We start from the raw sequence: 24,383 nt of genomic DNA on the forward strand, positions 1-24,383 counted from the left end.
TTTCGACCAGCAATAGATAGGGAAAAGAGATGATGGACGGTGATATGATGGGCGGCGGGATGATGTTTGGGATGGGGATCGGCTGGCTTTTGATCATCGTGATCCTCATTTTGGTGATCGCAGCTCTGGTTAAATATCTACGCAAGTAAAGCAGGAGACTGGCAATGAAGGAGTCCGACAAGCCAGTCATCGTCGTCACCGGTTCAAGCGGCTACCTCGGGGCGGCGGTCGTCAAACGATTGCACGAAAAATACCGTGTCGTTGGACTGGACCGCCATTCACCGCCTCATCCCCCGCATCAGGCCGAATGTATCTGCTTTGCTGGATACCTCATTCCTCGAACTGCCCAGCCCCTGTCATGCTTTTTTGAGCAGACGGTTCTCGAGTGTTAGGTCGGCCGCGCATTCTTTCAGAGCCATGGCTTCCGATCTCAACTCCTTCACCTCAGGGATGTCGCCTGACGCGCTGTCTCGCCGGAAAGACGACGATTTCCAGTCTCAAGGAATTCCTTCGACCAAGTGCAGTACAGGCTGTCAGAGATGCCCTTGCGGCGACATAACGCCGAGATGCTTTCCTCCCCGCGCAATCCGGCTAAAACAATTCTGATTATCTCCTCCGCCGAGTAGGTCTGGCGGTCTTACGGCGGAAGTTCTTGACCAGCTTGTTTGCTGCGTCTTTCGATGTTCCGGGCTTCTTGTTCATCTTCGCTCCTTAAAAGCTACGATGAACCAAAAACACTCCGTCGTTCAAATTCTAAAATCTGTCCCCCGGGGTGCTGGCGTCAGGCAGCGGACGCTTAACGATCGAAGCGTTACGCTAGCGTAAAGACGTTGGTGCGACTTCAAAAATAGATTGGAGAAACCGACAAGGATTGGTCCCAATACATTTCAGTATGACGCACAACTCGACCACATCTAAACGACGTTCTCCCAACTCATACTTGGCTACGTAAGAAGGAGGCTTTCCTAGCATTTTCGCAAGCTCAGCTTGTGAAAGTGCTGCAGCCTTCCGGCTTTCGATCAATTTTTTGCGGAAAACCAAGTATGTCTCCGTGTGCGCGGCGCCTGCCAATGTTTTGCTCCAATCGTGCTCGACAGGGTGCAATACGTTGGTTAGTCAGGCACTCCCAAAATAGGAGTGATTCGTGTCCCCAATAAATGGCCAACTTTCTGCCCTCGGTCTAAGCAATGATCTTGTTCTGCCCTTTTTACTCGTTTGGTATGGTTGGCTTTCTAAAGAGCAAGCTGGCGTTGCGAAAAAGCGGCGGCTCATAGTTATCAAGTGCAAGCTATCTGCCGAACCTGATGGAGGGCGTGCGTTTCTAACAGAGCGCGGGAGACGCAAGTTAAAAGCTTTTTTTGCAACCGACGTAGATCACGAAATGGCGTACGTTTATGCTACCTATCTAAAGGAGTACGGCAAGGTCAGCTCTGATCGTTGGTGCATGTACGCGGGCACTCCTCTCGGAGGCGGAGCAAGCGGGTTTGATTGGTATCACAATAAGGAAAATCTCATGCCATAAGGGCTTTTCGCTGACCTGCTCCCCTTAGTCCGCTATTTTGAGTTAGCTCTGTTCAGGTCTGGGTCTTTTACTAACCGTTGGTGATGCTCTCACGGAATGAGCCCGTCGAGGCTCGTGTGTGGGCGATGGGGATTGTAGTCCTCGCGCCAGGCAGAGAGCAGGTCCCGGGCTTGGCGCAGGTCGGCGAACAAATGCTCGCTGAGGCATTCGTCCCGCAGACGGCCATTGAAGCTTTCCACGAAGCCGTTCTGCATAGGTTTTCCGGGGGCGATGTAGTGCAATTCGACGCATCGCTCCTCCTGCCATTGCAAGATGGTGTTCGATGTTAGCTCCGTTCCATAGCACGTAGGGAAGAAGCGCCGCTGAGAGGTTCTAGCAGCTTCCGCAACCCTCAAATTGCGCAGCGGCTAGCCATAACCGGGTCTCAGGTCTCAACAGTGGTTTTGCATAACCACACCGCTGAGGAGACCGGCAATGGCGGCTATCTATGCTACCCTTGTCAACCGTGTTGGTCGCCATCGACATGAGGTTCTGATCAGCACTCCCGGCAAGTAGCGCCGCCGCCGCATATCGATCATGAACACGCTGGAAGATTTCGACCGCTTAGCCATAAATCCCGCCAGCTACGCCCGCAACAAGAGCTGCGGTTTGCCGGGAAGGCCCAGTAGGTCAGCCCACATCACACGTGAGCAAAATCGTGTTACTCGACTGGTTGTCGGTACATCTGTGGAATCACCACATACAAATCGACATGGCCGACACACTATTACTGCGGCGCAACGGCTGCGCACCGAACCGACCCGATCTGAGAAATCTGCAAACAGACACACCTTTCAATCTTGTGAGCCCGAGATTCTGGGTGGAAAACTCTGTATCACCTATTAGGTGACGATCTGGACGCTCGCCGATAGGTTGCGATTGGGAAGAAAAAAAATATACCCATGGAGAATACTGTTAAGGTTGCAGTTTCAGAACGCGCCGATCTACCTGATTATAAAGAAAATTTACTCGCTCACTCACTCACCGGGTAGAAAAACAAGTTAAATACGATTTCGGCGCTGCACAAATCCATGCGCGGCTCAGACCCGGACGCGGCGCTTTACTGGCTGGGGCGAATGCTGGAGGGCGGCGAGGACCCGCGCTACCTGATGCGGCGGATTACACGCATGGCAGTGGAGGATGTGGGCCTCGCCGATCCGCAGGCACAGGCCGTCTGCCTGCAAGCATGGGAGACCTACGAGCGCCTCGGCAGCCCCGAGGGGGAGTTGGCCATCGCGCAGGCGCTGACCTATATCTGCCTCGCCCCGAAATCCAACGCGGTCTACAAGGCCTACAAGGACGCGCGGCGACTGGCGCGCAGCACCGGGTCGGAGCCGCCGCCGAAACATATCCTGAACGCGCCGACCAAGCTGATGAAGGAACAGGGCTACGGCGCGGGCTATGCCTATGACCATGACGCCGAGGACGGGTTCTCGGGGCAGAACTACTTTCCTGACGCGATGGCGCGGCCCAGCCTTTACGAGCCGGTCGAACGCGGTTTCGAGCGGGAGTTGAAAAAGCGGCAGGATTACTTCGCCGGGCTGCGCGCCAAGCGGAAAACTTGACTCCGGGCCGCGCAGGCGCGATGGGGTGTCGATGATGAAAACACTGATCATGGTGGCGCTCGGCGGCGCTCTGGGCGCGTGTCTGCGCTACCTTGTCGGTCTGGCCGTCGGCTTCCCGCTGGGCACGCTTGCGGCCAATGTCGCAGGCTCGCTCGCCATCGGGCTGGTCTGGGTCACGTTCGCCGACAGGGCGTTGCTGCTGCCTTTCCTGATGACAGGGCTTCTGGGCGGTTTCACGACCTTTTCGGCGTTTTCACTCGATACCCTGCGGTTGCTCGAAGAGGGCCGGTCAGGGATCGCACTTTCATATGTGGGGGCCTCGGTGATCTTGTCGCTGGCCGCCTGTTTGCTGGGCCTCTGGCTGGCCCGAGAGGTATTGGCATGAGCCGCGTACAGACAGTGACCGTCGCCGAGGGCGATGGCGACCAGCGGCTCGACCGCTGGTTCAAGCGGATGTTTCCGCAGATCAATCAGGGCCTCATCGAGAAGATGTGCCGCAAGGGCGAGATCCGTGTCGATGGGGGACGGGTCAAGGCCAACACCCGGCTCGAGGCGGGCCAGCAGGTGCGCGTGCCGCCGCTGCCCGATGCCGCGCCGCCGCCGCCGCCCAAGCGCACGCGCATCACCGAGGCCGACGCCAAGATGATCCGCGACTGCGTGATCTACCGCGACGATCATGTCATCGCGCTGAACAAACCCGCCGGTCTGGCGGTGCAGGGCGGCTCGGGGCAGGCGGACCGCCACGTCGACGCGCTGTCCGAGGCGCTGACCTTCGACGCCGAGGAAAAGCCGCGCCTCGTGCACCGGCTTGACCGCGACACCTCGGGCGTCTTGCTGCTTGCGCGGACCCGCGCGGCGGCCAAGGCGCTGACGGCGGCGATGCGACACCGCGAGACCCGCAAGATCTACTGGGCCATCGTGGCGGGCGTGCCGACGCCCTATCTGGGCGAGATCAAATACGGTCTGGTCAAGGCGGGCGGTCATGGCCGCAAGGGCGAGGGCGAGAAGATGATTGCCGTGCACCCGCGCGACATGGACGACACGCCGGGCGCGAAACGCGCGCATACGCTTTACGCCACGCTTTTCCGCGTCGGCTCGCGAGCCTCCTGGGTGGCGATGGAGCCGGTCACCGGCCGCACTCACCAGCTGCGCGCCCATATGGCCGAGATCGGGCATCCCATTGTCGGCGACGGTAAATACGGCGGCTCGGGGCAGGAGAACCTCGGCGATGGCTGGGGCGCGCAACTGGGCGGGATCATCTCGAAGAAGCTGCATCTGCACGCGCGGATGATGCGTTTCGAGCATCCTCATACCCGCAAGGTGGTGACGATCACCGCCGAACTGCCCGACCACATGGCCCATAGCTGGGACACCTTCGGCTGGACCGAGGATTTGGCCGACGAAGACCCCTTCGAGTCGCTGCAATGAGCAAACCGCTCCGTTTGGTGATCTTTGACGTCGACGGCACGCTGGTCGATAGCCAAAGCGATATCGTCGCGGCGATGACGGCGGCCTTTGCGGCTGTGGAGGCACCCGCGCCAACGCGGGCCGAGATCCTGTCGATCGTCGGCCTGTCGCTGGATGTGGCGATGACGGTACTGGCCCCCACGCGCCCGGCGGGGGATCACCTTGCGATGGTTGAAGCCTATAAGGCTGCCTATATGACCCTGCGGGCCGAGGCGGGGGTGGCGCAATCCTCGCCGCTTTACCCCGGCGCGTTGGAGACGTTGCGGTGTCTTCACGCAGAGCCGGAGGTGCTGTTGGGCGTCGCCACGGGCAAGTCGAAACGCGGGCTGGACAAGCTGATCGCCGGTCACGGGCTGGAGGGTCTTTTCATCACGCAGCAGGTGGCGGATTTTCATCCCTCCAAGCCGCATCCGTCGATGATCCATCAGGCGATGGCCGATGCCGGGGTGGGGCCTGAGGCGACGGTGATGATCGGCGATACCTCTTTCGACATGGACATGGCCGCCGCTGCCGGGGTGACCGGGATCGGCGTCAAATGGGGCTATCACGGCCCGGACCGGCTGGCTGCCGCCGCGCATCTGGTCGAGGATTTCGCGGCGCTGCCCGCCCTGCTGGAACAAATCTGGAGCATTCCCGCATGAGTGATTGGAAAGCCAAACGCTTTTGGAAAGACGCCGCCGTGGTCGCGGTCGAAGACGGTTTCACCGTCGAATTGGATGGCCGCCGGGTGAAAACCCCGGCCAAGCGCCCGCTGACCCTGCCCACCCGCACCATGGCCGAGGCCGTGGCCGCCGAATGGCAGGCGCAGGAAAAACAGATCGACCCACGCACCATGCCGGTGACCAAGACCGCCAACGCCGCGATCGACAAGGTGGCCGTGCAAAAGGCCGAGGTCGTCGGGATGCTCGCGGCCTATGGCGACAGCGATCTTCTGTGCTACCGCGCCGACAGCCCCGAAGGTTTGGTCGCCCGGCAAGCGGCTGAGTGGGATCCGATGCTGGACTGGGCCGCGCAAATCCTTGGCGCGCGGTTAGAGACGCGGGAGGGCATCATGCACGAGCCGCAAGCGCCCGAAGCCCTGGCCGAGTTGCACCGGCGGACGGCGGCGCTTGATGCCTTTGAACTGGCGGCTTTTCATGACCTTGTGAGCCTCACCGGCTCGCTGATCCTTGGCTTTGCCGCGCTGGAACAGGCCTTTGACCCCGAGGAGATTTGGGCCCTGTCGCGGCTGGATGAGACATGGCAGGCCGAGCAATGGGGCCGCGATGACCTGGCCGAGCAAGAGGCCGAAATCAAGCGGCAGGCGTTTTTACATGCATGTGCAATAATTGTGCTTTGCAAAGCTGCTTAACTTGATAAAAGCTTTGCGCCGCGATGTGAAAACCCGCCCTGATTTTGCCCATCGTGCCCTTGACCTTCAAACCTGAATCCGCCCACACTGCTGCTCATTGAGCAGGGGGAACTCTGCACAAGATCGCTTTCGGCGTCATCTGGCGTCGGATTAACCGCCAGTGAACGTGGCGGACTATCAGGAAGAGGTAAAAATGAAAAAAACCGTAATTTTTGGCGCGCTGACCGTTGCTGGCCTTGCGGCCGGTGCTGCTGGTGCCGCCACGCTTGATGACGTCAAGGCGCGCGGCAAGCTGAACTGTGGCGTGACCACCGGCCTTGCTGGCTTTGCCGCGCCGAACGCCAACGGCGAATGGGAAGGTTTCGACGTGGCCGTGTGCCGTGCCGTTGCTGCCGCCGTTCTGGGCGACAAGAACGCCGTGGAATTCGTGCCGACAACCGGCAAGACCCGCTTCACCGCGCTGGCCTCGGGCGAGATCGACTTCCTCGCACGCAACACCACATGGACCTTCAGCCGCGACACCGACCTGAAGTTCGACTTCATCGGCGTGAACTACTACGACGGTCAGGGCTTCATGGTGCCGAAAGCGCTTGGCGTTTCCTCGGCCAAGGATCTGGACGGCGCGACCGTCTGCATCCAGACCGGCACCACGACCGAGCTGAACCTCGCGGACTTCTTCCGCAAGAACAACATCAGCTACGAGCCGGTGCCCGTTGAAACCAACGCCGAAGGCCAGCAGCAGTACCTTGCCGGTGCCTGCGACACCTACACCACCGACGCCTCCGGCCTTGCCGCGACACGCGCGACCTTCGAGAACCCCGATGAGCACGTGCTGCTGCCCGAGATCATCTCGAAAGAGCCGCTGGGCCCGCTGGTCCGTCACGGTGACAACGACTGGGGCGACATCACCCGTTGGGTGCTGAACGCGCTGATCGCTGCCGAAGAACTGGGCATCACCTCGGCCAACATCGAAGAGATGACCGGCAACACCAACAACCCCGAAGTCGCCCGCCTCTTGGGCACCGAGGGCACATTGGGTGAGATGATCGGCCTCGACGCCGACTGGGCCAAGCGCGCCATCATGGCCGAAGGCAACTACGGTGAGATCTTTGCCAAGAACATCGGCGAAGAGACCCCGATCGGTCTGGCACGCGGGCTGAACGCCCAGTGGACAGACGGTGGCCTGCTCTACGCACCGCCCTTCCGCTAAATCGCGAAGCGAGGGGCGCGGGAATTCCCGCGCCCCTTGCGCCTCTGGCCGGTGGGGCTGCTTGCCTCTGGCCTACGAAAACTCCCGACTGAAAAGAAGAACGGTCCAAAACGACTGACGAAACCCCAACGAGACAATAAAAATCCACGATCGAGATAAATCGATCTACGACCAAAAATGATTCGGCCAAGGTGCGCCAAATGCACCGGAAAAAAAGAGCCGGAACACAGGGATACATACATGACGACATTCTCCGACCCTCCCAAGGCGTCGTTCCGGCCATCTATGCTGTTGAGCGACACCCGCTATCGGTCGATCACCTTTCAGGTGATTGCGCTGGCGCTGCTGGTCACGGCGATCTGGTATCTGGGATCGAACCTTGCCGCGAACCTGCGCGCTGCCGGGTTGAACATCTCTTTCCAGTTCCTCGGCAATCCGGCGGGCTATGACATCAACCAGACGCTGATCCCCTATACCAGCCGATCGTCGAACCTTCAGGCGGCTTGGGTCGGGATCATCAACACGCTGCTGGTGTCCTTCCTTGCCTGTGTCACTGCCACGATCTTTGGCGTCCTCGCCGGGGTGCTGCGCCTGTCGAACAACTGGCTCGTGCGCAAGCTGATGGCGGGCTACGTCGAGATTTTCCGCAACATTCCGGTGCTGATCTGGATCCTGATCATCTACACCATCATGACCGCCGCGATGCCCGCGCCCTCGGCCTTCCGTGGTGACGATCCGGCCTCGACCATGATGCTGGGCTCTTTCGCCTTTACCAACCGGGGCGTCTATATTCCCGGGCCGGTCTGGGGGCCGGGGTCGATGATCGTGGTGGCGACTTTCGTGGCCTCGGTGATCGGCGTTTTCGCCTACCGCCGCTACGCGACGAAACTGCTCTATGACACAGGGCGCCTGCTGCCGATGCTTTGGCCTTCGGTCGCGATCCTTTTGCTGCCGACGATCATCATGTTCTTCATCATGGGCATGCCGATCGGGCTCGACTACCCCGCGCTCAAAGGCTTCAACTTCCGTGGCGGCATCCAAATCGGCGCGCCGCTGATCGCGCTGTGGTTCGCCCTGTCGATCTACACCGGTGCCTTCATCGCCGAGAACGTCCGCGCGGGCATTCAGGCGGTCAGCAAGGGCCAGTCCGAAGCCGCCGCTGCCTTGGGCCTGCGGTCGGGCCGGATCATGAACCTCGTGGTGCTGCCGCAGGCGCTGCGGGTGATCATCCCGCCGCTCATTTCGAACTACCTCAACATCACCAAGAACTCCTCGCTGGCGATCCTTGTGGGCTATGCCGACATCACCGCGACGCTGGGCGGGATCACCCTGAACCAGACCGGACGGGCGATCGAATGCGTCGTTCTTCTGATGCTCTTCTACCTCGTCATCTCGCTGGGCATCTCCATGGTGATGAACGTCTACAACAACGCAACGAAGCTGAAGGAGCGTTAAGCCATGTCAGACACACATGCTGAATCCATCGCCTTCGTGCGTGAAACCTCGCTGCCACCGGCGGCCCCGCCGGATAAGGTCGGCGGCCCGCTGAAATGGGTCAAGGACAACCTTTTCCCGACATGGGCGAATGCGATCCTGACCATTGTGGCGCTCTATTTCCTCTATCTACTGCTGTCCGGCTCTCTGCCGTGGCTGTTGAATGGCGTCTGGTCGGCAAGCAGCCTGTCGGAATGTCGCGAGATTTTGGATGGCACGACCGGGGCTTGCTTCTCGGTGCTGAGCGAGCGCTGGCATCAATTGCTCTTTGGCTTCAAATATCCCAGCGACCAATACTGGCGTCCCACCGTCGCGCTGGTGCTGCTGTTCTTGGCCGTCGCACCCGTGCTGTTCATCGACCTGCCGCGCAAGCTGCTGCTGTTCACCGGCGTCTACCCGTTCCTTGCCTTCTGGCTGATCTGGGGCGGGCCGATCTGGGGGCCGATCTTCGCGCTGCTGGGCGTCGTGGCGGGCTATGTCGTCTATAGCCGTCTGGTGCAGAAAAGCTTTGCCATGGCGCTGGCCGGCGGCGTCGTCGCTGCGGTGATCGTCTGGTATGTCGGTGGCTTCATTGGGGAGGCGCTGCGCCCCGCATCGCCGCTGCTGCAAGCGATCCCCAGCCGTGACCTTGGTGGCTTCATGCTCAACATGATGCTGGGCATCACCTGCGTGTCGCTGTCGCTGCCCATCGGCATCGCGCTGGCGCTTGGGCGTCAGTCGCATCTGCCGATCGTCAAGGGCATCTGCGTGGTCTTCATCGAATTCGTCCGCGGCGTGCCGCTGATCACGCTGCTCTTCGTGGCGAACGTGATGCTGGCGTATTTCTTCCCGCCGGGTTCGGGCGTTGACCTCTTCATCCGCGTGGTGATCATGATCACCATGTTCTCCTCGGCCTATATCGCCGAGGTGATCCGGGGTGGCCTCGCCGCACTGCCCAAGGGCCAGTACGAGGCCGCCGACAGCCTTGGCCTCGACTATCCGCAGGCGATGCGGCTGATCATCCTGCCACAGGCGTTGAAGATCTCGATCCCGGGCATCGTCAACATCGCAGTGGGTCTGTTCAAGGACACCACGCTGGTCTCGGTGATCTCGCTGTTCGACATCATCGGCATGATCCGCGGTCCGATCCTCGCCTCGACCGACTGGAATGGCGTCTACTGGGAGCTTTTCCTCTTTGCTTCCGTGCTGTTCTTCATCGTCTGCTACGGCATTTCTCAATACTCGCAGTGGCTGGAACGCCGTCTTGCGACTGACCATCGTTAAGGGAGGGTTCTCGCATGGCTGAGACCGCACAAATGAAAGTATCCGACGAAGTCGCGATCCGTATCGAAAACATGAACAAGTGGTACGGGGCCTTCCACGTGCTCCGCGACATCGACCTGACCGTGCACCGGGGCGAGCGGATCGTGATCTGCGGGCCCTCGGGCTCGGGCAAGTCGACGCTGATCCGCTGCATCAACGCGCTCGAAGAGCATCAGAAGGGCACCATCGAGGTCGACGGCACGCTGCTGTCCTCGGACCTCAAGAACATCGACAAGATCCGCTCCGAGGTCGGCATGTGCTTCCAGCACTTCAACCTCTTCCCGCATCTGACGATCCTTGAGAACTGCACGCTGGCGCCGATCTGGGTGCGCAAGACGCCCAAGAAGGAAGCCGAGGAAACGGCGATGCATTTCCTTGAAAAGGTGAAGATCCCCGATCAGGCCAATAAGTATCCCGGCCAGCTTTCGGGCGGTCAGCAGCAGCGTGTGGCAATTGCCCGCTCGCTTTGCATGCGCCCGCGGGTCATGCTCTTCGATGAGCCGACATCGGCCCTCGACCCCGAGATGATCAAGGAGGTGCTCGACACGATGATCGAGCTTGCCGAAGAGGGCATGACCATGCTCTGCGTGACCCACGAGATGGGCTTTGCCCGTCAGGTGGCGAACCGCGTGATCTTCATGGATGAGGGCCAGATCGTTGAGCAGAACGAGCCTGAGGCCTTCTTCAACAACCCGCAAAGCCCGCGCACCCAGTTGTTCCTGAGCCAGATCCTCGGGCACTGAGCCGCGAAAAAACGGATCAAGCTAGAACAGACGCCCCGGCCATTCGGTCGGGGCGTTTGCGTTTCAAACCAGTTGCTTGGGGACGGTGAAGGCGTGCAGCAGGCCGCTGCCGGGGGCCACATCGGCCCAGCTTTCAACCGCGAAATCCATCACCGTCGTCGCGCCCGAGGGGTAGCGGTCAAAGGCTTCCTGTTCGGGCGGCTGCTGCAACAGCCCTGCGGCGGCAGCGGCGATGCCGGGGTTATGTGCCACCAGCAACAGGGTGTCGCCGGTGCCGCGCTGGCGCAGGGTGGTGATGATCTGATCAGGCTCGGCGAGGTAAAGTACGCGCAGATGCTCAACCTGACAGCCCTCAGGCAGCGCCAAGCGGGCGCAGGTTTCACGGGTACGGGCCGCGGTCGAGCAGAGCGCCGCATTGGGCAGCAACGCCTCTGCGCGCAGCCAATTGCCAAGGGCTTGGGCCGCCCCACGCCCGCGGGCGTTGAGGGGGCGGTCGTGATCGCTGGTCCCATGGGACCAGTCCGATTTCGCGTGTCGCATCAGGATCAGGCGGCGCATGTCACTCCTCTCACGGCTTGGCCCATCATAGGCGCGAAGCAGGGGCAGGGGGCAAGCGCTTTGGACCTAGCCCTTGCGAATGATGCTGCCCGCGCCGTGTTCGGTGAAAAGCTCCAGCAGGCAGGCATTGGGTGCGCGCCCGTCGAGGATGACCGCCGCCCGCACACCGCCTTCGAGCGCATCGAGCGCGGTTTGCACCTTGGGAATCATCCCGCCCGCAATGGTGCCATCGGCGATCATCTCGTTGATCTGGCTCGCGGTCAGGTCGGTCACAACCTCACCCTTGCCGTCCTTGACGCCCGCCACATCCGTCAGCAGCAGCAGGCGGTCGGCCTTCAGCGCGCCTGCGATGGCGCCAGCAGCGGTGTCGCCGTTGATGTTATAGGTCTCCCCCCCGCGGCCCATGCCGAGCGGCGCGATGACGGGAATGATGCCCTTGTCGGCAAAGTCCCGCAGGATGCGCGGGTTGACCTGTGTCGGGTTGCCCACGAGGCCCAGAACGGGGTCTTCGGGGTCGCAAACGATCAGGCCGCTGTCCTTGCCCGAGACACCGACCGCGCGGCCACCTTGCTCTGAAATCGCCTGCACGATCCGCGCGTTGACGAGGCCCGAAAGCACCATCTCGACCACTTCCATGGTCGCGGCATCGGTCACCCGTTTGCCGTTCACGAATTCGGATTTGATGTTCAGCCGCGCCAACATGTCGTTGATCATCGGGCCGCCGCCATGGACGATCACCGGGTTCACCCCCACCTGCCGCATCAGCGCGACATCGCGGGCGAATTCGTCCATCGCGTCGTCGCTGCCCATCGCATGGCCGCCCAGTTTGATGACCACGGTGGCATCGGCGTAGCGTTGCAAAAAGGGCAGAGCTTGGCTGAGGGTTTGGGCGGTGGCGATCCAGTCGCGGTTCATGTCTTGCGTTCTCATCTGTTGACCCATGGGAAGCCGATAGCGGCAGGAGGTGCTATACCAGCGTGGCGATGATGGCACGCAGAGTAGGGATGCCCCAGCCCTTTTCCGAAGATGTCACGACAATCTCCGGGTAGGCGGCGGGGTGTTTGCTCAGCGCGTCTTTCACCTGCGACAGAATTTTCGCGCGCTCGGCCTCTTTGACCTTATCGGCCTTGGTCAGCACGACCTGAAAGGTAACGGCGGAACTGTCGAGCAGGGACATGATCTCATCATCGACCTTCTTCACCCCATGGCGCGCGTCGATCAGCACGAAGGCGCGGCGCAGGGTCTGGCGGCCCGAAAGGTATTGTTTCAGCAGACGCTGCCATTTCTCGACCACCGGCAGCGGCGCATTGGCATAGCCATAGCCCGGCAGGTCGACGAGGTAATGCTCTTCCCCGGCGGTGAAAAAGTTGATCTCTTGGGTGCGGCCCGGCGTGTTCGACGCCCGCGCCAGCGCCTTCATCCCGGTCAGCGCGTTGATCAACGTCGATTTGCCGACGTTGGAGCGCCCGGCAAAGCAGACCTCCATCCGGTCGGGGGGCGGCAGCCCATCCATCGCCACCACGCCTTTGACGAATGTCGTCTCACCGGCGAAAAGCATCCGGCCCTTCTCGGCGCTCGGCGCGTCGGGCTCTTCGGCGATGGTGTAGTTCACTTGCATCAGATCAGCTCCAGTTCGTCGCCCACGGCGATCTCTCCGCCGGTGGTGACGGTCAGGGTAACACCGAAATCCCGGTGACCCAATTGGTCGAGCGCGGCAAGCGTGTCGACGTCGCGCGCGCCGGTATCGGTGTTTACGGTGGTGGCCAGGCAACGGGTGATGCGTTTGGACACATGCAGCCGTACTTGGCCAATTTTCAAATCGCGCCCCAGCCAGTCGAACTCGGCCCAAGGGGCGGCGCCGTCAAACCAGATATTGCCGCGCCAGCGGGCGGTTTGCAGCGGCGCAGCTGCCAATTCCTCGACCGCGCGATGGGAGGTGAGGCTGTTGAGCGACAGCGTCGGTTCTGCGCTGTCGGTATAGCCACGGCCATCGAGACGCAGGATATCCACCGGAGCGGCGCGGCCTTCGGTCACGAGCGGGCGCACCCAGTCGAGGAAAGCCGCCTGTTCGCGATCCGGGTGAAAGGTGATTTCCCCGCGCGTCGGGTGGCGCAGGCTGAGCATCTCAGTGGTCTCATCCAGCTCGGCTGTGATCGCCTGCAACTGCGGCGATGACGCGCCCCGGGTGAAATTCAGACAGCGCGCCCATTCTCCGGGCGCGGCTTTGGAGGCGTCATGGGCCACGGCCCAGAGCCGGTCATAGGGCATGGATTGCCCGGCGCGCAGGGTCACACGCTCAACCGTCTCGCGGCCATGGGCCTTGAGCGGATGCCGGTTGAGCGCGGTGACCTGCATCACTTTTTCGACTTGCCCGATTTGGGCTTGGCATCCGCATTGGCGGCAGCGCTCTTGGGCGTGCGCTTGAAGCCGCCTTTGATATTGCCCCAAAGGTCAGGTTTGTACCCCTGGCTGCGCATGATCAGATATTGCTGGGTGAAGGTGATCGTGTTGTTGGCGATCCAGTACACCACCAAGCCGCTCGCGAAACCGCCCAGCATGAACATGAAGACCCAAGGCATCCATGCAAAGATCATCTGCTGTGTCGGATCGGTGGGCGCCGGGTTCAGCTTTTGCTGCAGGAACATGGAGATACCCAAGAGCAGCGGCAGGATGCCGATGAAGATCAGCGCCAGCATCGAACCCGGCTCGGGCGCGGCATAGGGCAAGAGGCCCCAGAGGTTCATGATCGAGGTCGGATCGGGCGCGCTGAGGTCTTGGAACGGGCCAAAGAAGGGCGCGTGGCGCAGCTCGATCGTGACGAAAATCACCTTGTAGAGCGAGAAGAAGATCGGGATTTGCAGCAGGATCGGCAGGCAGCCCGCCGCAGGGTTCACCTTGTTCTTCTTATAGAGCTCCATCATGCCCTGCTGCATCTTCTGCCGGTCGTCGCCCGCTTCTTTCTTCAGCTTTTCCATCTCGGGCTGAAGCTCTTTCATCCGCGCCATGGAGACGTAGGATTTATAGGCCAGCGGGAAGAGGACAGCCTTGATCAGCAGCGTCAGGCCGATGATCGCGACACCCATGTTGCCGATAAGCTTGTTCAGCTCGTGCAGCAGCCAGAAGATCGGCTTGGTCAGGAAGAAGAACCAGCCCCAGTCGATGCTGTCGATGAATTTGGCGACGCCGGAGGATTGGTAATCCTGAAGGGTTTCCCATTCCTTTGCCCCGGCGAAAAACTTGCTGGAGGTGCTCACGCTTTCGCCTGCCGCGACCGAGCGGGTCGGCTGGCGGGTAAAGGCGCGGTATGTGTCCGCGCGCGGGTCATAGGTGAGCGCCTGTTCAAAGGTTTCGCCCGCGTCGGGGATCAGCACCGCCTGCCAATAGTGATCGGTAAAGCCGACCCAGCCCTCGGTGACGCCTTCGGTAACCACGGCGGGGCGGCCCCAGGTGCTGTTCACATCGGCTTCGGCGATATCGTCCCAATCGACTTCGGCAAGTTCACCATTGGCCATGGCCACGGCGCCTTCATGCAGGATGAAGAAGCTTTTCAGGTCTTCGGGCAGCCCGTGCTGCGCGATCATGCCGAAGGGGGCCACGTTCACCGCGCCTTCGCCGTTGTTGGTTACGCTCTGGGTAATGTCGAACATATATTGGTCATCGACCGAAATGGTGCGGGTAAAGACCTGCCCGGCGCCATTGTCCCAAGTAAGGGTCACGGGGCTGTCGACGCCCAGTGTTTCGCCCTCGCTCAGGGTCCAAAGCGTATCGACACCCGGCACGGCATCGGGGGCGAGGCCCGAACCTGCGGCCCAACCGTGCAGCGCGTAATAGGCATCGCTCGACCCTTCGGGGGAGAGCAGGGTCACGATTTCGGCATCCGCGTCGAGCGTGGTCTGGTAATCGTTCAGTTTCAGATCGTCGATCCGACCGCCCATGAGCGAGATAGAGCCGCTGACCTTGTCGGTCGCGATTGCCACGCGGGGCGCTGCCGCCAGCGCCGCGCGGCGGCCTTCGGGGGCGGCGCCTTCGCCCTCTTCCGTGCCGGGGGCGGCAGCGGTATCGGCGGTGGAGGCGGGGACGGAGGTGCCCTCGACGGTTTGGCTTACCTCGCTGCCGGGTTCCAGTGCAGGGTCGGCTTCAGGGGGCGGGAACAGAAGGAACCACACGAGGATGACGGCAAAGCTGAGCGCCGTGGCAAGGATGAGATTCTTGTTCTGTTCGTCCATGGGGACCGCCACCTGATGTCTTTGAATATCACGGGGGTTCAACAGAGTGCGGGGCCAAAGGTCAAGTGGAATCGGGCGGGATGAAGGGGGATGCAGGGTGGTTTTGGTCCATCTGGCATGGGTTTTGCGGAGTTTCGCCGGGGGCGGTTGCGGGGGAGCGGTGGCCCCAGCTTTGAGCGGGGCGGGGGGCGGAGAGTTTGCGGCGCTTCGCGATGCGGTGTTCTTGTTTGCTCTGGGCGCGACGGGCAACTGCCACTTCCGCAGCTTGCTGCCCCGGCCCGTGCTGAGCGCACGCCGCCTAGGTGGCACGCCCGTTCATGATGCGCGGCACGTCTTGCAGTTTCGCGTTGTGGCGGGCGATCCAATCGAGTGTTTGCTCAAAGGGCATGGGGCGGGCGATGCCGAATCCCTGCACATGGTCACAGCCGAGTTGGGCGAGCAAGACATGCTCCCCCACTGTTTCCACCCCTTCGGCAAGGGTCTCAACGCCCAGTCGCTCGGCCATGGTGAGAATGGCGCTGATCATGCGCTGCTGGTCGGGGTCGCGATCCGCCCTCATGACGAAAGAACGGTCGATCTTGATCCGGTTGACGGAAAAGCGGCGGATGGACGCGATGGAGGCATGGCCTGTGCCGAAATCGTCAAGATCGATACGGCACCCGAGCTTGCGTAGGGCGGTGATATTGCGGGTGATCACATCGTCGGCGGTTGAGGCGACGACGGTTTCCAGCACTTCGATCGCGAGCCGGTCGGGGGACAGGTCGAACCGGTCCAGTTCCCATGTGATTTTGTCGATGAGCCGGGGGTTGGCAAGCTCGCCCCCGGCGAAATTCACCCCGATCTGGGGCACTACAGTGCCGGACCCATCCCAGGCTTTGAGGGCGGCAAAGGCGTGGTACAACATGACTTCGGCCAAACGCTCCAGCAGACCGGCCTCTTCGACGGCGGGCAGGAAATCCGAAGGGGGGATCATGCCCTGTACCGGATGGTTCCAGCGCGCCAAGGCTTCAAAGCCGGTGATCTGGCCTGTGTCGGTTGAGATTTGCGGCTGAAACCAGGGTTGTATTTGGCCGCTGTCCAAGGCTTGCGCGACCTCTTCGCGCAGTTCGGCGCGGGTTTCTGTTTCGCGGCGCATCTGGTCGGAAAAGGCGCGAATGGAGGAGGGGCCGCGCCGCTGCGCGCTGCGCAGGGCGGTGGCGGCGGCGGCAAGCCATGCGGCGGCATCCCCATTTGGGGCGCGGGTATTAAGGCAAAAGCCGACGGAGGCCGAGAGATAGATCGTAACCCCATCCACCGAAAACGGCTCTTCCAAGGCCGCTTGCAAGCGCCCGGCCAGCTGAATGCAAAGCTCAAGATCAAGCTGACGCACCGGGGCCGTGCAGATGGCGAACCGCGCTTCTCCCACCTTGCCGATGAGATCATCGTCGCGCAGGGCGCCCTGCAATCGTTCGCCGCTTTGCCTTATGACCCTATCGGCAGCGGTCTGGCCGTGGCGTTCGACGATTTGGTCAAGCCCTTCGAGCGCAATGAAACATGTGGCCGACAAGCGCCCCCGCGATTGGGCGGTTTGAAAAACCTGTTCGGCCAGCTCCTCAAAAGCGCTGCGCTGTAGGATGCCGCCGCGCGCATCTTGGGGGGGCTGAGAATCTCCGCCAAAGCGCTGCCCGGCAAGAAAAAGAAGCGGTAGCGCGGCGGAGGCGGCGATCAGAGCCATTTCGCCGCCGATCCAAAATGCCAGCAGCATCAGCGCGGGGAGAAAGGCCAAAGCGGCCTGCCCGCTGAGCACCGCGGCGAGTGACTGGCGCAGATGCGTGAGCCCGGAAAGCCGGTGAAATGCCATCGCGATATCCCTTCCCAATACGCGCAATGCCTGCGCTGACGGGGGAGGGATATCGCCTTTAGGGTGTGCTGTGGGTTAACAGAACCCGCTTTTTTGCGGATTATTATCTAAAATTGTTCTTGCTCTGTACTCTCAACGTTCCGCATGAGCCCGGCGAAATCGAAAAGCTTGGGATCCAGCAGATGCGAGGGGCGGGCGTTCATCAGTGCGCGGAACATGACCTGCCGACGACCGGGGCTGTTGGCCTCCCAACCGTCGAGAATCGCTTTCACTTGCTGGCGTTGAAGCCCGTCCTGCGAGCCGCAAAGGTCGCAGGGAATGATCGGGTAGTTCATGGCCGTGGCAAAACGCTCGCAATCGCTTTCCGCAACATGGGCAAGGGGGCGGTAGACGAAAAGATCCCCCTCTTCGTTAACCAACTTGGGCGGCATGGTCGCCAGTCGTCCGCCATGGAAAAGGTTCATGAAGAAGGTTTCGAGGATGTCATCCCGGTGATGCCCCAGCACCACGGCAGAGCAGCCTTCCTCCCGCGCGATCCGATAGAGATTGCCCCGGCGCAGGCGGGAGCAAAGCGCGCAGAAGGTGCGCCCGGCGGGGATCTTGTCCATCACGATCGAATAGGTGTCTTGATATTCGATGCGATGCGGCACGCCCATCTTTTCAAGGAATTCCGGCAGCACGGTCGCCGGGAAATTCGGCTGGCCTTGGTCGAGGTTGCAGGCCAAAAGCTCGACCGGCAGCAGGCCGCGCCATTGCAATTCATGCAGAACCGCCAGCAGGGTATAGCTGTCCTTGCCGCCCGACAGGCAGACCAGCCATTTGGGCTTGGGCGCGTCTTGGGCCGTCGGCTCGACCATGCCGTATTGTTCGATCGCCTCGCGGGTCATGCGGACGATGCGTTTGCGCAGTTTCTTGAACTCGGTGCTTTGTGGTGCACCGGCAAAGAGGGGGTGAATCTCGTCGGTTTCGTCCAGCATCGTCGGTCTCTCACTATCAGCTTGGCTTCACCTAGGGCATTTTGCCCCTTTGCCGCAAGCGCGGCGCTACTCGGGAACGTTGTCGATCCCGCTTTGCCCCCAAGGGTGGCAGCGCGCGATCCGGCGGGCAGCCAGCCATCCGCCTCTCAGCCCGCCGTGTTTTTGCAAGGCTTCCAGCGCATAGGCGCTGCAGGTGGGCTGATAGCGGCAATTATGCCCGACCCATGGGCTGAAGATCAGCCGGTAGCCGCGCACCGGCAGGGCAAGAAGCGCGGCCAGGGGAGTCATTTTCGCACCCCGTGCAGGATATCCAGCGCGCGGGCCAGATCGGCCAGCAATTGGTCGAAGGGCAGGGTGGCTGTCGCCTCGCGCCGTCCGACAAAGACATAGTCCATGCCCGCGCGCCCGGCCTGCGGCAAGGTGAGCCGCGCGATCTCGCGCAGGCGGCGCTTGGCGCGGTTGCGGGCCACGGCATTGCCGACCTTCTTGGAGCAGGTGAACCCCACGCGAATGGGCGCCGCGCTGGGCTCATCCTTCCGGCGGGGGCGCATTTGCAGGATGAAGCCGGGGGTGGCTACGCGTTTGGCGCGGCTGGCGCGTTGGAAGTCCGCCCGTTTGGTCAGGGTCTCCAGACGCAGAGAAACCGCCGGGGCAGGGTTCCCCTTCGTGGCGCAAATGCCATTCAAGGGTGCCTCCGGCGGTGTCATATTCTGGTTCCGAAGATCGAGGGCGCTTATGCGCTCAGCGATTTCCGGCCCTGTGCGCGGCGTGCGTTGATGATTTTACGGCCGGCTTTGGTGGCCATGCGCGCGCGGAAACCATGGCGCCGCTTGCGCACGAGGTTCGAGGGTTGAAAGGTGCGTTTCATCGCTCCGTCTCCATCTAAAGCTGGCTGGGCACGGAATCACTTGAAGGTTCCACCGCGGCCAGCGTCAATTCAAGCCCGTCCTCTAATGCGGCGGGACGCGCAAGTCAAACCCTCTGACAGGGAAAAACCGCGCTTTGCAACAAAATGCCGGTTGGCGGGGGCGGAATTGTTTCAGTTCACCCCTTAACTTTGCAAAATCGCCCCTTCCCGCACAAGTCCCATCAAGCGCGCGTGAGGAGCCTGTTCCCGCACCCCGCTTCACGCCATCATTGAGGAAAACGAAATTGGTCTGATGTAGGCCCAAGGAAGTGTGATGATGAGCCGCAACGACCAAAGCAAACCCGCGCTGGTGCGCTATCTGCCCCTTGCGGTGATCGCCGTTATCGCGGTCATCGGGGCTTTTACCCTGCGCGATTACCTGAGCTTCGACGCGCTGCGCGACAACCGCGAGGCGCTGATCGCCTTTCGCGATAGCAATTACCTGCTGACTGCGCTGGTCTTTGTCGCCGCCTATGTAGTGATTGTGGCCTTTTCCCTGCCGGGGGCCACGGTGGCCACTTTGACGGGCGGTTTCCTCTTTGGGCTGTTTCCGGGCGCGCTTTATAACGTCAGTGCTGCGACCTTGGGCGCGGTGGTGATCTTTCTGGCCGCGCAATGGGGCCTTGGTGCCCGGTTGAAAGAGCGGATGGATGCCTCCGAAGGGATGGTGCGCAAGATCAAGGCGGGGATCGACGACAACCAGTGGTCGATGCTCTTCTTTATCCGGCTGGTGCCGGTGGTGCCGTTCTTTGTCGCGAATCTGCTGCCTGCCTTTCTCGGCGTGCCGCTGTTTCGCTTCGTGATCTCGACGTTTTTCGGAATCATGCCGGGGGCGTTGGTCTTTACCTCTGTGGGCGCGGGGCTAGGTGCGGTTTTTGCCCGGGGTGAGACGCCCGACCTTGGGATTATTTTCGAGCCGCATATTCTGTTGCCCATTCTGGGCCTCTGCGTGCTGTCGCTGCTGCCCGTGGCGATCAAGACATTTACCGGCAAGAAGGATCTGCTGAAATGACCAACCGTATCAAGACCGACGTTCTGATTATCGGCGCAGGCTCTGGCGGGTTGTCGGTGGCGGCGGGGGCCGTGCAGATGGGCGCGGATGTGACCCTGCTCGAAGGGCATAAGATGGGCGGCGATTGCCTGAACTATGGCTGCGTGCCCTCCAAGGCGCTGATCAAGACCGGCAAGACCGCCTATGCCCAGCAACACAGCGCACAATATGGGGTCGCGAATGCCGCCGGGGTGGTGGATTACGCCGCCGCCAAGGATCACGTGGCCGATGTCATCTCGCAAATCGCGCCGGTCGATTCGGTTGAGCGGTTCGAGGGCTTGGGCGTGCGGGTGATCCGCGAATACGGGCGTTTCATTTCCGATAAAGAGGTGCAGGCGGGCGATACCATCATCACCGCGCGGCGCATCGTCGTCGCCACCGGCTCCTCTCCTCTGGTGCCGCCCATTCCGGGGCTGGAGGATGTTCCCTATGAAACGAATGAGACCCTGTTCGACCTGCGCGAAAAGCCCGAGCATCTGATCATCATCGGGGGCGGCCCCATCGGCATCGAGATGGCGCAGGCCCATGTGCGGATGGGCTGCAAGGTGACCGTGATCGAAGGCAGCCGCGCGCTTGGCAAGGATGACCCCGAGCTGTCCGAAGTGGTGTTGCAGACCATGCGGGACGAGGGCGTGGTTTTCGAGGAAGGCAGCGATGCGGCCAAGGTCAGCGGTGCGGCGGGGGCGATCACGGTCGAGACCAAGGATGGCCGCGTGATCAAAGGCTCGCATCTGCTGATGGCCGTAGGGCGCAAGAGCAACATCGACCGGCTTGATCTGGAGAAGGCCGGGGTGGAGACCACCAAGGCAGGCATCAAGGTCGACGACAGCCTGCGCAGCAGCAACCGGCGGGTCTATGCCATTGGCGATGTGGCGGGCGGGCTGCAATTTACCCATGTGGCAGGCTATCACGCCGGGGTGGTGATCCGCTCGATCCTTTTTGGCCTGCCGAGCAAGACGAAGCTGCACCATATCCCATGGGTCACCTATGCCGCGCCGGAACTGGCGCAGGTGGGGCTGACCGAAGCACAGGCGCGCGAAGAGCATGGCGACAAGCTGGAGGTCGTGCGGTTCCACTACACCCATAACGACCGCGCGATTGCCGAGCGTCAGACCAAAGGGTTCATCAAAGTCATGGTGGTCAAGGGCCGCCCGGTGGGGGCCAGCATCGTCGGCCATCAGGCGGGCGAATTGATCACCCTGTGGTCGCTTGCGCTGGTCAATAAGATGAAGATGAGCCAGATTGCCGCCATGGTTGCCCCTTACCCCACAATCTCGGAAATTAACAAACGCGCGGCAGGAGCCTATTTCAGCCCGCGCCTGTTCGACAGCGCTCTGGTCAAAACGGTGGTGCGCGCCGTGCAGCGCCTCTTGCCCTGAGATCGCCCATGATCCACTCGCTTTCTGGCCGCCTGCTGATCCTCACCACCATCTTTGTGATGCTGGCCGAAGTGCTGATCTTTGTCCCCTCCATCGCGCGGTTCCGCGAGGAATATATGCTGACGCGGTTGGAGCGGGCGCAAATTGCCTCGCTGGCGCTTTTGGCCGACGACATGCTCGACCCGGAGTTGGAAGAGGAGCTGCTGCGCAACGCCGAGGTCTTCAATGTGGTGCTGCGGCGGGATGAAGCTCGGCAACTGGTGCTGGCCTCTCCCATGCCGCGCATGGTGTCGCAGACCTATGATCTGCGCGATGCCTCGGCGACGGTCTTGATCCGCGATGCGATGCTGCGGCTGTTCCGCCCGGGGAACGAGGTGGTCCGCGTGATCGGCGCGCCGGTGCGCGAAGCGGGGCTGTTGATCGAGGTCACGATGGAAACGGCGCCCATGCGTGTCGCCATGATCGACTATGGAATTCGAATCCTTATCCTCTCGGCGGTGATCTCGGTCATCACGGCGGTGCTTTTGTTCTTTGCCATGCGGGCCTTGCTGCTGAAACCGATCAAACGGGTGGCGGGACATATGCAGCGCTATGCCGCGGCGCCCGAAGATGCGCGGCGGATCATTGAGCCTTCCGCCAGCGTGACCGAATTGCGCGAGGCCGAAGAGGCGCTTCAGAAGCTGCAAACCGACCTCACGCAGGCGCTTAAACAGAAAGAGCGTTTGGCCCAATTGGGCAGTGCCGTCAGCAAGATCAGCCATGATCTGCGCAACATCCTCGCCTCTGCCCAGCTGTTCACCGACCGGATCGAAATGTCAGAAGACCCGGCCGTGAAACGCATGGCCCCCAAACTCGTAGGCTCGATCACCCGGGCGGTGCACCTATGCGAATCGACGCTGGCTTTCGGCAAGGCCGAAGAGCCGGGGCCGACGCTGACGCTCATGCCGCTCGAAGAACTGGTGGAAGAAGTCATCGACGGCGAACGCCTTGCCGATCCCGAAAGCATCGTGCGCTTTGCCGCCGATATTCCGGCTTATCTCACCGTGCGCGCGGACCCCGAGCAGATGTACCGCGTGCTGGCCAACCTCATGCGCAACGCCCGGCAGGCGATCACCGCCACCGGCAGGCCGGGTGAGGTCTATCTGCGGGCCGAGGATATGGGCGAGGCGTGGTGCATCACCGTCAGCGATACCGGCCCCGGCTTGCCGCCCAAGGCGCGGGAGCATCTCTTCACCGCCTTTCAGGGCGGGGCGCGCAAGGGCGGGTCTGGTTTGGGGTTGGTGATCGCTTCCGAACTGGTGCGCGGCCACGGCGGCAGCCTCGCGCTGCGCAACAGCGGGCCGGAAGGCACGGTTTTCGACATAACACTGCCCAAGGGGGACGGCGCCCTGTAGATTTTTGAAGAAAATTGCATTTCCTCCAAACGAGGGCTTGCAACTCCCCGGGGCTAAGACTAAACCCCCGCTCAGTGGACCGATAGCTCAGCTGGATAGAGTACCTGACTACGAATCAGGGGGTCGGGGGTTCGAATCCTCCTCGGTCCGCCACTTCACAAAATTGAAAGCACGGCGCTTTTGGAGCGTCTCACCCGCCTCGCGGCGGGTTGTAAAAACCCCTCTCGCGGTAGGGCTGGTCAAAGGCGTGGTCCATCAGCTCCAGATGATCTTGGCCGTAATACATGTCGCCATTCAGAAAATAGCTGGGTGAACCAAAGATGCCGCGGGCGATTGCCTCTTCGGTGTTCTGGGTGTGGATCGCTTGGACATCCTCCTCCATCGCCTGTGCGATCAACCTGTCACAGCCGGGATCGATTCCCGCACACGCGCGGCGCAGATGCTCGGGATTCGCGAGATCAATATCATCGCGCCAATGGGCCTGAAGGATCGCAGAGGAAAGCGCGTCGGCATCCCGCCCGGCCTGAACGGCGGCGATCAGAAAGCCGTTTGCAAGGTTAAGCGGGCTGTCGTGGTGGGTCGGGCGGTGATTGAGAATTTCTAGCCCGCGATACTGCGCCCAACGCTCGATCTCTCGGCCAAAGAAATAGGCGATGTAATGCGGCGTGAAACCGCGAAAGTGGCTCACACGGCCTGAGGCGATCACGGGGGTCAGGTCAAACGGGCGATGCACCAGCCGTGCGCCGCGGGTCGCGCAGATTTCCAAGAGTTTGCGATGCCCCAGATAGGCATAGGCAGAATGGGCGGAATAGAAATATTCAATGGTGTCCAAGGTCGGCTTCCGTCGGTTGCGCCAGCATCATGGCGGAAACCGGGGGGTAGGCAAGGACGGGGGCGAAAGCCGAGGGTGGGATCGCGGGTGTGGTCGCAACAGGATGCTTCTAGCCGCGATGACGCCTCAATACCGGCGGTTATGCAATCTGTTCGCCCGGGGCCGGGGCGCGATTGCGCGGACCTTCCGAGGCTGGGGGCGCTGCTTGGCCATGAATGCCACTGCCGCCGCCGCGGCCATGATCAGGATCAAGAGTTGGTAAGTCCACATGAGCCATTCCTCCTAGGGCATGTTCATAAGGTTAACCTTATCTTTGCCCGATGGGTTCCGTCTTGGCGGAGATGGTGGCGGCCTTTGGCCGGGGCCGCAAGTCAAAAAGGCCGCCGCATTTCTGCGACGGCCTTCTTTCGGCACGGCGGTTCCGGGCGTCAGCCCATTCGCCGCACCACGGCCATGGTGGCGATGGCGGGCAGGGTCAGCAGCACACAGATGGGCCTGAAATCTTCTCGGAAATGCCGCACGGGAT

The 24,383-nt window shown here is 61.6% G+C and carries 24 protein-coding genes, 1 tRNA gene and 4 pseudogenes; 15 read left to right on the plus strand and 14 right to left on the minus strand.

The annotated features are described in order from the left end of the window. Positions 1-164: 164 nt before the first annotated feature. Positions 165-290, plus strand: a pseudogene (locus ACGYLC_RS04350) (NAD-dependent epimerase/dehydratase family protein); the annotation flags it as partial. Between the two features lie 23 nt (positions 291-313). Here ACGYLC_RS04350 and ACGYLC_RS04355 read toward each other — a convergent pair. Further along, a pseudogene (locus ACGYLC_RS04355) lies at positions 314-702 on the minus strand (transposase); the annotation flags it as partial. A 114-nt stretch (positions 703-816) separates the two neighbouring features. Further along, positions 817-1,104 carry a helix-turn-helix transcriptional regulator gene (locus ACGYLC_RS04360; RefSeq protein WP_317390561.1) on the minus strand — a complete coding sequence of 96 codons (288 nt, stop codon included), beginning with the start codon at positions 1,102-1,104 and terminating at the stop codon, positions 817-819. A gap of 40 nt (positions 1,105-1,144) precedes the next feature. On the opposite strand from ACGYLC_RS04360, the gene ACGYLC_RS04365 reads away from it, so the two are divergent. Continuing rightward, entirely contained in the window at positions 1,145-1,522 is a 378-nt protein-coding gene (locus tag ACGYLC_RS04365; RefSeq protein WP_260010353.1) for a hypothetical protein, read from the plus strand. Positions 1,523-1,611: 89 nt separating this feature from the next. Here the strand turns inward: ACGYLC_RS04365 and ACGYLC_RS04370 are convergent. Next, positions 1,612-1,860, minus strand: a pseudogene (locus ACGYLC_RS04370) (transposase); the annotation flags it as partial. Positions 1,861-2,565: 705 nt separating this feature from the next. Here ACGYLC_RS04370 and ACGYLC_RS04375 point away from each other — a divergent pair. The 9 genes and pseudogenes from ACGYLC_RS04375 to ACGYLC_RS04415 form a co-directional block, all read left to right on the plus strand. Continuing rightward, positions 2,566-3,126 (plus strand): annotated as a pseudogene (locus ACGYLC_RS04375) (replication-associated recombination protein A); the annotation flags it as partial. 31 nt (positions 3,127-3,157) lie between these two features. Continuing rightward, on the plus strand, positions 3,158-3,511 hold the full coding sequence (locus ACGYLC_RS04380; RefSeq protein ID WP_394421863.1) for a fluoride efflux transporter FluC: 354 nt from the start codon (positions 3,158-3,160) through the stop codon (positions 3,509-3,511). Continuing rightward, positions 3,508-4,554, plus strand: a complete 1,047-nt coding sequence (locus tag ACGYLC_RS04385) for an RluA family pseudouridine synthase (RefSeq protein ID WP_394421864.1) — start codon at positions 3,508-3,510, stop codon at positions 4,552-4,554. Before ACGYLC_RS04380 ends, ACGYLC_RS04385 begins: the two co-directional genes overlap by 4 nt. Next, on the plus strand, positions 4,551-5,234 hold the full coding sequence (locus ACGYLC_RS04390) for an HAD-IA family hydrolase (protein WP_394421866.1): 684 nt from the start codon (positions 4,551-4,553) through the stop codon (positions 5,232-5,234). The genes ACGYLC_RS04385 and ACGYLC_RS04390 overlap by 4 nt, the downstream gene beginning before the upstream one ends. Continuing rightward, the gene (locus tag ACGYLC_RS04395; protein ID WP_394421867.1) at positions 5,231-5,944 is read left to right on the plus strand and encodes an ATP12 family chaperone protein; all 714 of its coding nucleotides are present in this window, start codon (positions 5,231-5,233) and stop codon (positions 5,942-5,944) included. The genes ACGYLC_RS04390 and ACGYLC_RS04395 overlap by 4 nt, the downstream gene beginning before the upstream one ends. Before the next feature lie 193 nt (positions 5,945-6,137). Continuing rightward, entirely contained in the window at positions 6,138-7,154 is a 1,017-nt protein-coding gene (locus ACGYLC_RS04400; protein WP_209218372.1) for an amino acid ABC transporter substrate-binding protein, read from the plus strand. A gap of 240 nt (positions 7,155-7,394) precedes the next feature. Further along, the gene (locus tag ACGYLC_RS04405; RefSeq protein ID WP_394421868.1) at positions 7,395-8,609 is read left to right on the plus strand and encodes an amino acid ABC transporter permease; all 1,215 of its coding nucleotides are present in this window, start codon (positions 7,395-7,397) and stop codon (positions 8,607-8,609) included. A 3-nt stretch (positions 8,610-8,612) separates the two neighbouring features. Beyond that, the gene (locus ACGYLC_RS04410) at positions 8,613-9,911 is read left to right on the plus strand and encodes an amino acid ABC transporter permease (protein WP_394403226.1); all 1,299 of its coding nucleotides are present in this window, start codon (positions 8,613-8,615) and stop codon (positions 9,909-9,911) included. 14 nt (positions 9,912-9,925) lie between these two features. After that, on the plus strand, positions 9,926-10,693 hold the full coding sequence (locus ACGYLC_RS04415) for an amino acid ABC transporter ATP-binding protein (RefSeq protein WP_394403224.1): 768 nt from the start codon (positions 9,926-9,928) through the stop codon (positions 10,691-10,693). 63 nt (positions 10,694-10,756) lie between these two features. Here the strand turns inward: ACGYLC_RS04415 and ACGYLC_RS04420 are convergent, their stop codons facing one another. The 10 genes from ACGYLC_RS04420 to rpmH all read right to left on the minus strand — a co-directional run bounded on the left by ACGYLC_RS04420 (position 10,757) and on the right by rpmH (position 19,162). Beyond that, on the minus strand, positions 10,757-11,251 hold the full coding sequence (locus tag ACGYLC_RS04420; protein ID WP_394421870.1) for a SixA phosphatase family protein: 495 nt from the start codon (positions 11,249-11,251) through the stop codon (positions 10,757-10,759). A 66-nt stretch (positions 11,252-11,317) separates the two neighbouring features. Next, complete coding sequence (argB, locus tag ACGYLC_RS04425; protein ID WP_394421872.1) at positions 11,318-12,181, minus strand: acetylglutamate kinase; 864 nt, start codon at positions 12,179-12,181, stop codon at positions 11,318-11,320. A gap of 37 nt (positions 12,182-12,218) precedes the next feature. Next, the gene (gene yihA / locus ACGYLC_RS04430; RefSeq protein WP_067263087.1) at positions 12,219-12,869 is read right to left on the minus strand and encodes a ribosome biogenesis GTP-binding protein YihA/YsxC; all 651 of its coding nucleotides are present in this window, start codon (positions 12,867-12,869) and stop codon (positions 12,219-12,221) included. Further along, positions 12,869-13,606, minus strand: coding sequence for an MOSC domain-containing protein (locus tag ACGYLC_RS04435; protein ID WP_394422243.1), 738 nt, complete (start codon positions 13,604-13,606; stop codon positions 12,869-12,871). Before ACGYLC_RS04435 ends, yihA begins: the two co-directional genes overlap by 1 nt. Beyond that, positions 13,606-15,477 (minus strand): membrane protein insertase YidC, encoded by a 1,872-nt coding sequence (gene yidC, locus ACGYLC_RS04440; RefSeq protein ID WP_394421873.1) that lies wholly within the window; start codon positions 15,475-15,477, stop codon positions 13,606-13,608. The genes ACGYLC_RS04435 and yidC overlap by 1 nt, the downstream gene beginning before the upstream one ends. 298 nt (positions 15,478-15,775) lie before the next feature. Next, entirely contained in the window at positions 15,776-17,317 is a 1,542-nt protein-coding gene (locus ACGYLC_RS04445; RefSeq protein WP_394421875.1) for a putative bifunctional diguanylate cyclase/phosphodiesterase, read from the minus strand. Positions 17,318-17,424: 107 nt separating this feature from the next. Next, the gene (gene ttcA, locus ACGYLC_RS04450) at positions 17,425-18,294 is read right to left on the minus strand and encodes a tRNA 2-thiocytidine(32) synthetase TtcA (protein ID WP_394421877.1); all 870 of its coding nucleotides are present in this window, start codon (positions 18,292-18,294) and stop codon (positions 17,425-17,427) included. 66 nt (positions 18,295-18,360) lie between these two features. Next, entirely contained in the window at positions 18,361-18,582 is a 222-nt protein-coding gene (gene yidD, locus ACGYLC_RS04455; RefSeq protein WP_394403212.1) for a membrane protein insertion efficiency factor YidD, read from the minus strand. Then, positions 18,579-19,001, minus strand: coding sequence for a ribonuclease P protein component (gene rnpA, locus ACGYLC_RS04460; protein ID WP_394421879.1), 423 nt, complete (start codon positions 18,999-19,001; stop codon positions 18,579-18,581). Before rnpA ends, yidD begins: the two co-directional genes overlap by 4 nt. A 26-nt stretch (positions 19,002-19,027) precedes the next feature. Further along, positions 19,028-19,162, minus strand: coding sequence for a 50S ribosomal protein L34 (gene rpmH, locus ACGYLC_RS04465; RefSeq protein WP_007118882.1), 135 nt, complete (start codon positions 19,160-19,162; stop codon positions 19,028-19,030). A gap of 316 nt (positions 19,163-19,478) precedes the next feature. Here rpmH and ACGYLC_RS04470 point away from each other — a divergent pair, with 316 nt between their 5' ends. From ACGYLC_RS04470 to ACGYLC_RS04485, 4 genes are all read left to right on the plus strand, one after another. After that, on the plus strand, positions 19,479-20,213 hold the full coding sequence (locus ACGYLC_RS04470) for a TVP38/TMEM64 family protein (RefSeq protein ID WP_394421881.1): 735 nt from the start codon (positions 19,479-19,481) through the stop codon (positions 20,211-20,213). Then, complete coding sequence (locus ACGYLC_RS04475) at positions 20,210-21,631, plus strand: dihydrolipoyl dehydrogenase family protein (protein ID WP_394421882.1); 1,422 nt, start codon at positions 20,210-20,212, stop codon at positions 21,629-21,631. The genes ACGYLC_RS04470 and ACGYLC_RS04475 overlap by 4 nt, the downstream gene beginning before the upstream one ends. Positions 21,632-21,639: 8 nt before the next feature. After that, the gene (locus ACGYLC_RS04480) at positions 21,640-23,025 is read left to right on the plus strand and encodes a sensor histidine kinase (RefSeq protein WP_394421884.1); all 1,386 of its coding nucleotides are present in this window, start codon (positions 21,640-21,642) and stop codon (positions 23,023-23,025) included. Between the two features lie 76 nt (positions 23,026-23,101). Continuing rightward, positions 23,102-23,178, plus strand: a tRNA-Arg gene (locus tag ACGYLC_RS04485). Between the two features lie 37 nt (positions 23,179-23,215). Here ACGYLC_RS04485 and ACGYLC_RS04490 read toward each other — a convergent pair. Continuing rightward, positions 23,216-23,857, minus strand: coding sequence for a 2-hydroxychromene-2-carboxylate isomerase (locus ACGYLC_RS04490; protein ID WP_394421885.1), 642 nt, complete (start codon positions 23,855-23,857; stop codon positions 23,216-23,218). Positions 23,858-24,383: the final 526 nt, after the last annotated feature.

The organism is Sulfitobacter sp. 1A12157, assembly GCF_043557345.1.
Classification (GTDB): domain Bacteria; phylum Pseudomonadota; class Alphaproteobacteria; order Rhodobacterales; family Rhodobacteraceae; genus Sulfitobacter.

Coding starts and splice junctions, on each gene's coding strand:
- ACGYLC_RS04380 (WP_394421863.1), top strand. CDS start 3,158: ATGATGAAAACACTGATCATGGTGGCGCTCGGCGGCGCTCTGGGCGCG.
- ACGYLC_RS04385 (WP_394421864.1), top strand. CDS start 3,508: ATGAGCCGCGTACAGACAGTGACCGTCGCCGAGGGCGATGGCGACCAG.
- ACGYLC_RS04390 (WP_394421866.1), top strand. CDS start 4,551: ATGAGCAAACCGCTCCGTTTGGTGATCTTTGACGTCGACGGCACGCTG.
- ACGYLC_RS04395 (WP_394421867.1), top strand. CDS start 5,231: ATGAGTGATTGGAAAGCCAAACGCTTTTGGAAAGACGCCGCCGTGGTC.
- ACGYLC_RS04400 (WP_209218372.1), top strand. CDS start 6,138: ATGAAAAAAACCGTAATTTTTGGCGCGCTGACCGTTGCTGGCCTTGCG.
- ACGYLC_RS04405 (WP_394421868.1), top strand. CDS start 7,395: ATGACGACATTCTCCGACCCTCCCAAGGCGTCGTTCCGGCCATCTATG.
- ACGYLC_RS04410 (WP_394403226.1), top strand. CDS start 8,613: ATGTCAGACACACATGCTGAATCCATCGCCTTCGTGCGTGAAACCTCG.
- ACGYLC_RS04415 (WP_394403224.1), top strand. CDS start 9,926: ATGGCTGAGACCGCACAAATGAAAGTATCCGACGAAGTCGCGATCCGT.
- ACGYLC_RS04420 (WP_394421870.1), bottom strand. CDS start 11,251: ATGCGCCGCCTGATCCTGATGCGACACGCGAAATCGGACTGGTCCCAT.
- argB (WP_394421872.1), bottom strand. CDS start 12,181: ATGAGAACGCAAGACATGAACCGCGACTGGATCGCCACCGCCCAAACC.
- yihA (WP_067263087.1), bottom strand. CDS start 12,869: ATGCAAGTGAACTACACCATCGCCGAAGAGCCCGACGCGCCGAGCGCC.
- ACGYLC_RS04435 (WP_394422243.1), bottom strand. CDS start 13,606: ATGCAGGTCACCGCGCTCAACCGGCATCCGCTCAAGGCCCATGGCCGC.
- yidC (WP_394421873.1), bottom strand. CDS start 15,477: ATGGACGAACAGAACAAGAATCTCATCCTTGCCACGGCGCTCAGCTTT.
- ACGYLC_RS04445 (WP_394421875.1), bottom strand. CDS start 17,317: ATGGCATTTCACCGGCTTTCCGGGCTCACGCATCTGCGCCAGTCACTC.
- ttcA (WP_394421877.1), bottom strand. CDS start 18,294: ATGCTGGACGAAACCGACGAGATTCACCCCCTCTTTGCCGGTGCACCA.
- yidD (WP_394403212.1), bottom strand. CDS start 18,582: ATGACTCCCCTGGCCGCGCTTCTTGCCCTGCCGGTGCGCGGCTACCGG.
- rnpA (WP_394421879.1), bottom strand. CDS start 19,001: ATGACACCGCCGGAGGCACCCTTGAATGGCATTTGCGCCACGAAGGGG.
- rpmH (WP_007118882.1), bottom strand. CDS start 19,162: ATGAAACGCACCTTTCAACCCTCGAACCTCGTGCGCAAGCGGCGCCAT.
- ACGYLC_RS04470 (WP_394421881.1), top strand. CDS start 19,479: ATGAGCCGCAACGACCAAAGCAAACCCGCGCTGGTGCGCTATCTGCCC.
- ACGYLC_RS04475 (WP_394421882.1), top strand. CDS start 20,210: ATGACCAACCGTATCAAGACCGACGTTCTGATTATCGGCGCAGGCTCT.
- ACGYLC_RS04480 (WP_394421884.1), top strand. CDS start 21,640: ATGATCCACTCGCTTTCTGGCCGCCTGCTGATCCTCACCACCATCTTT.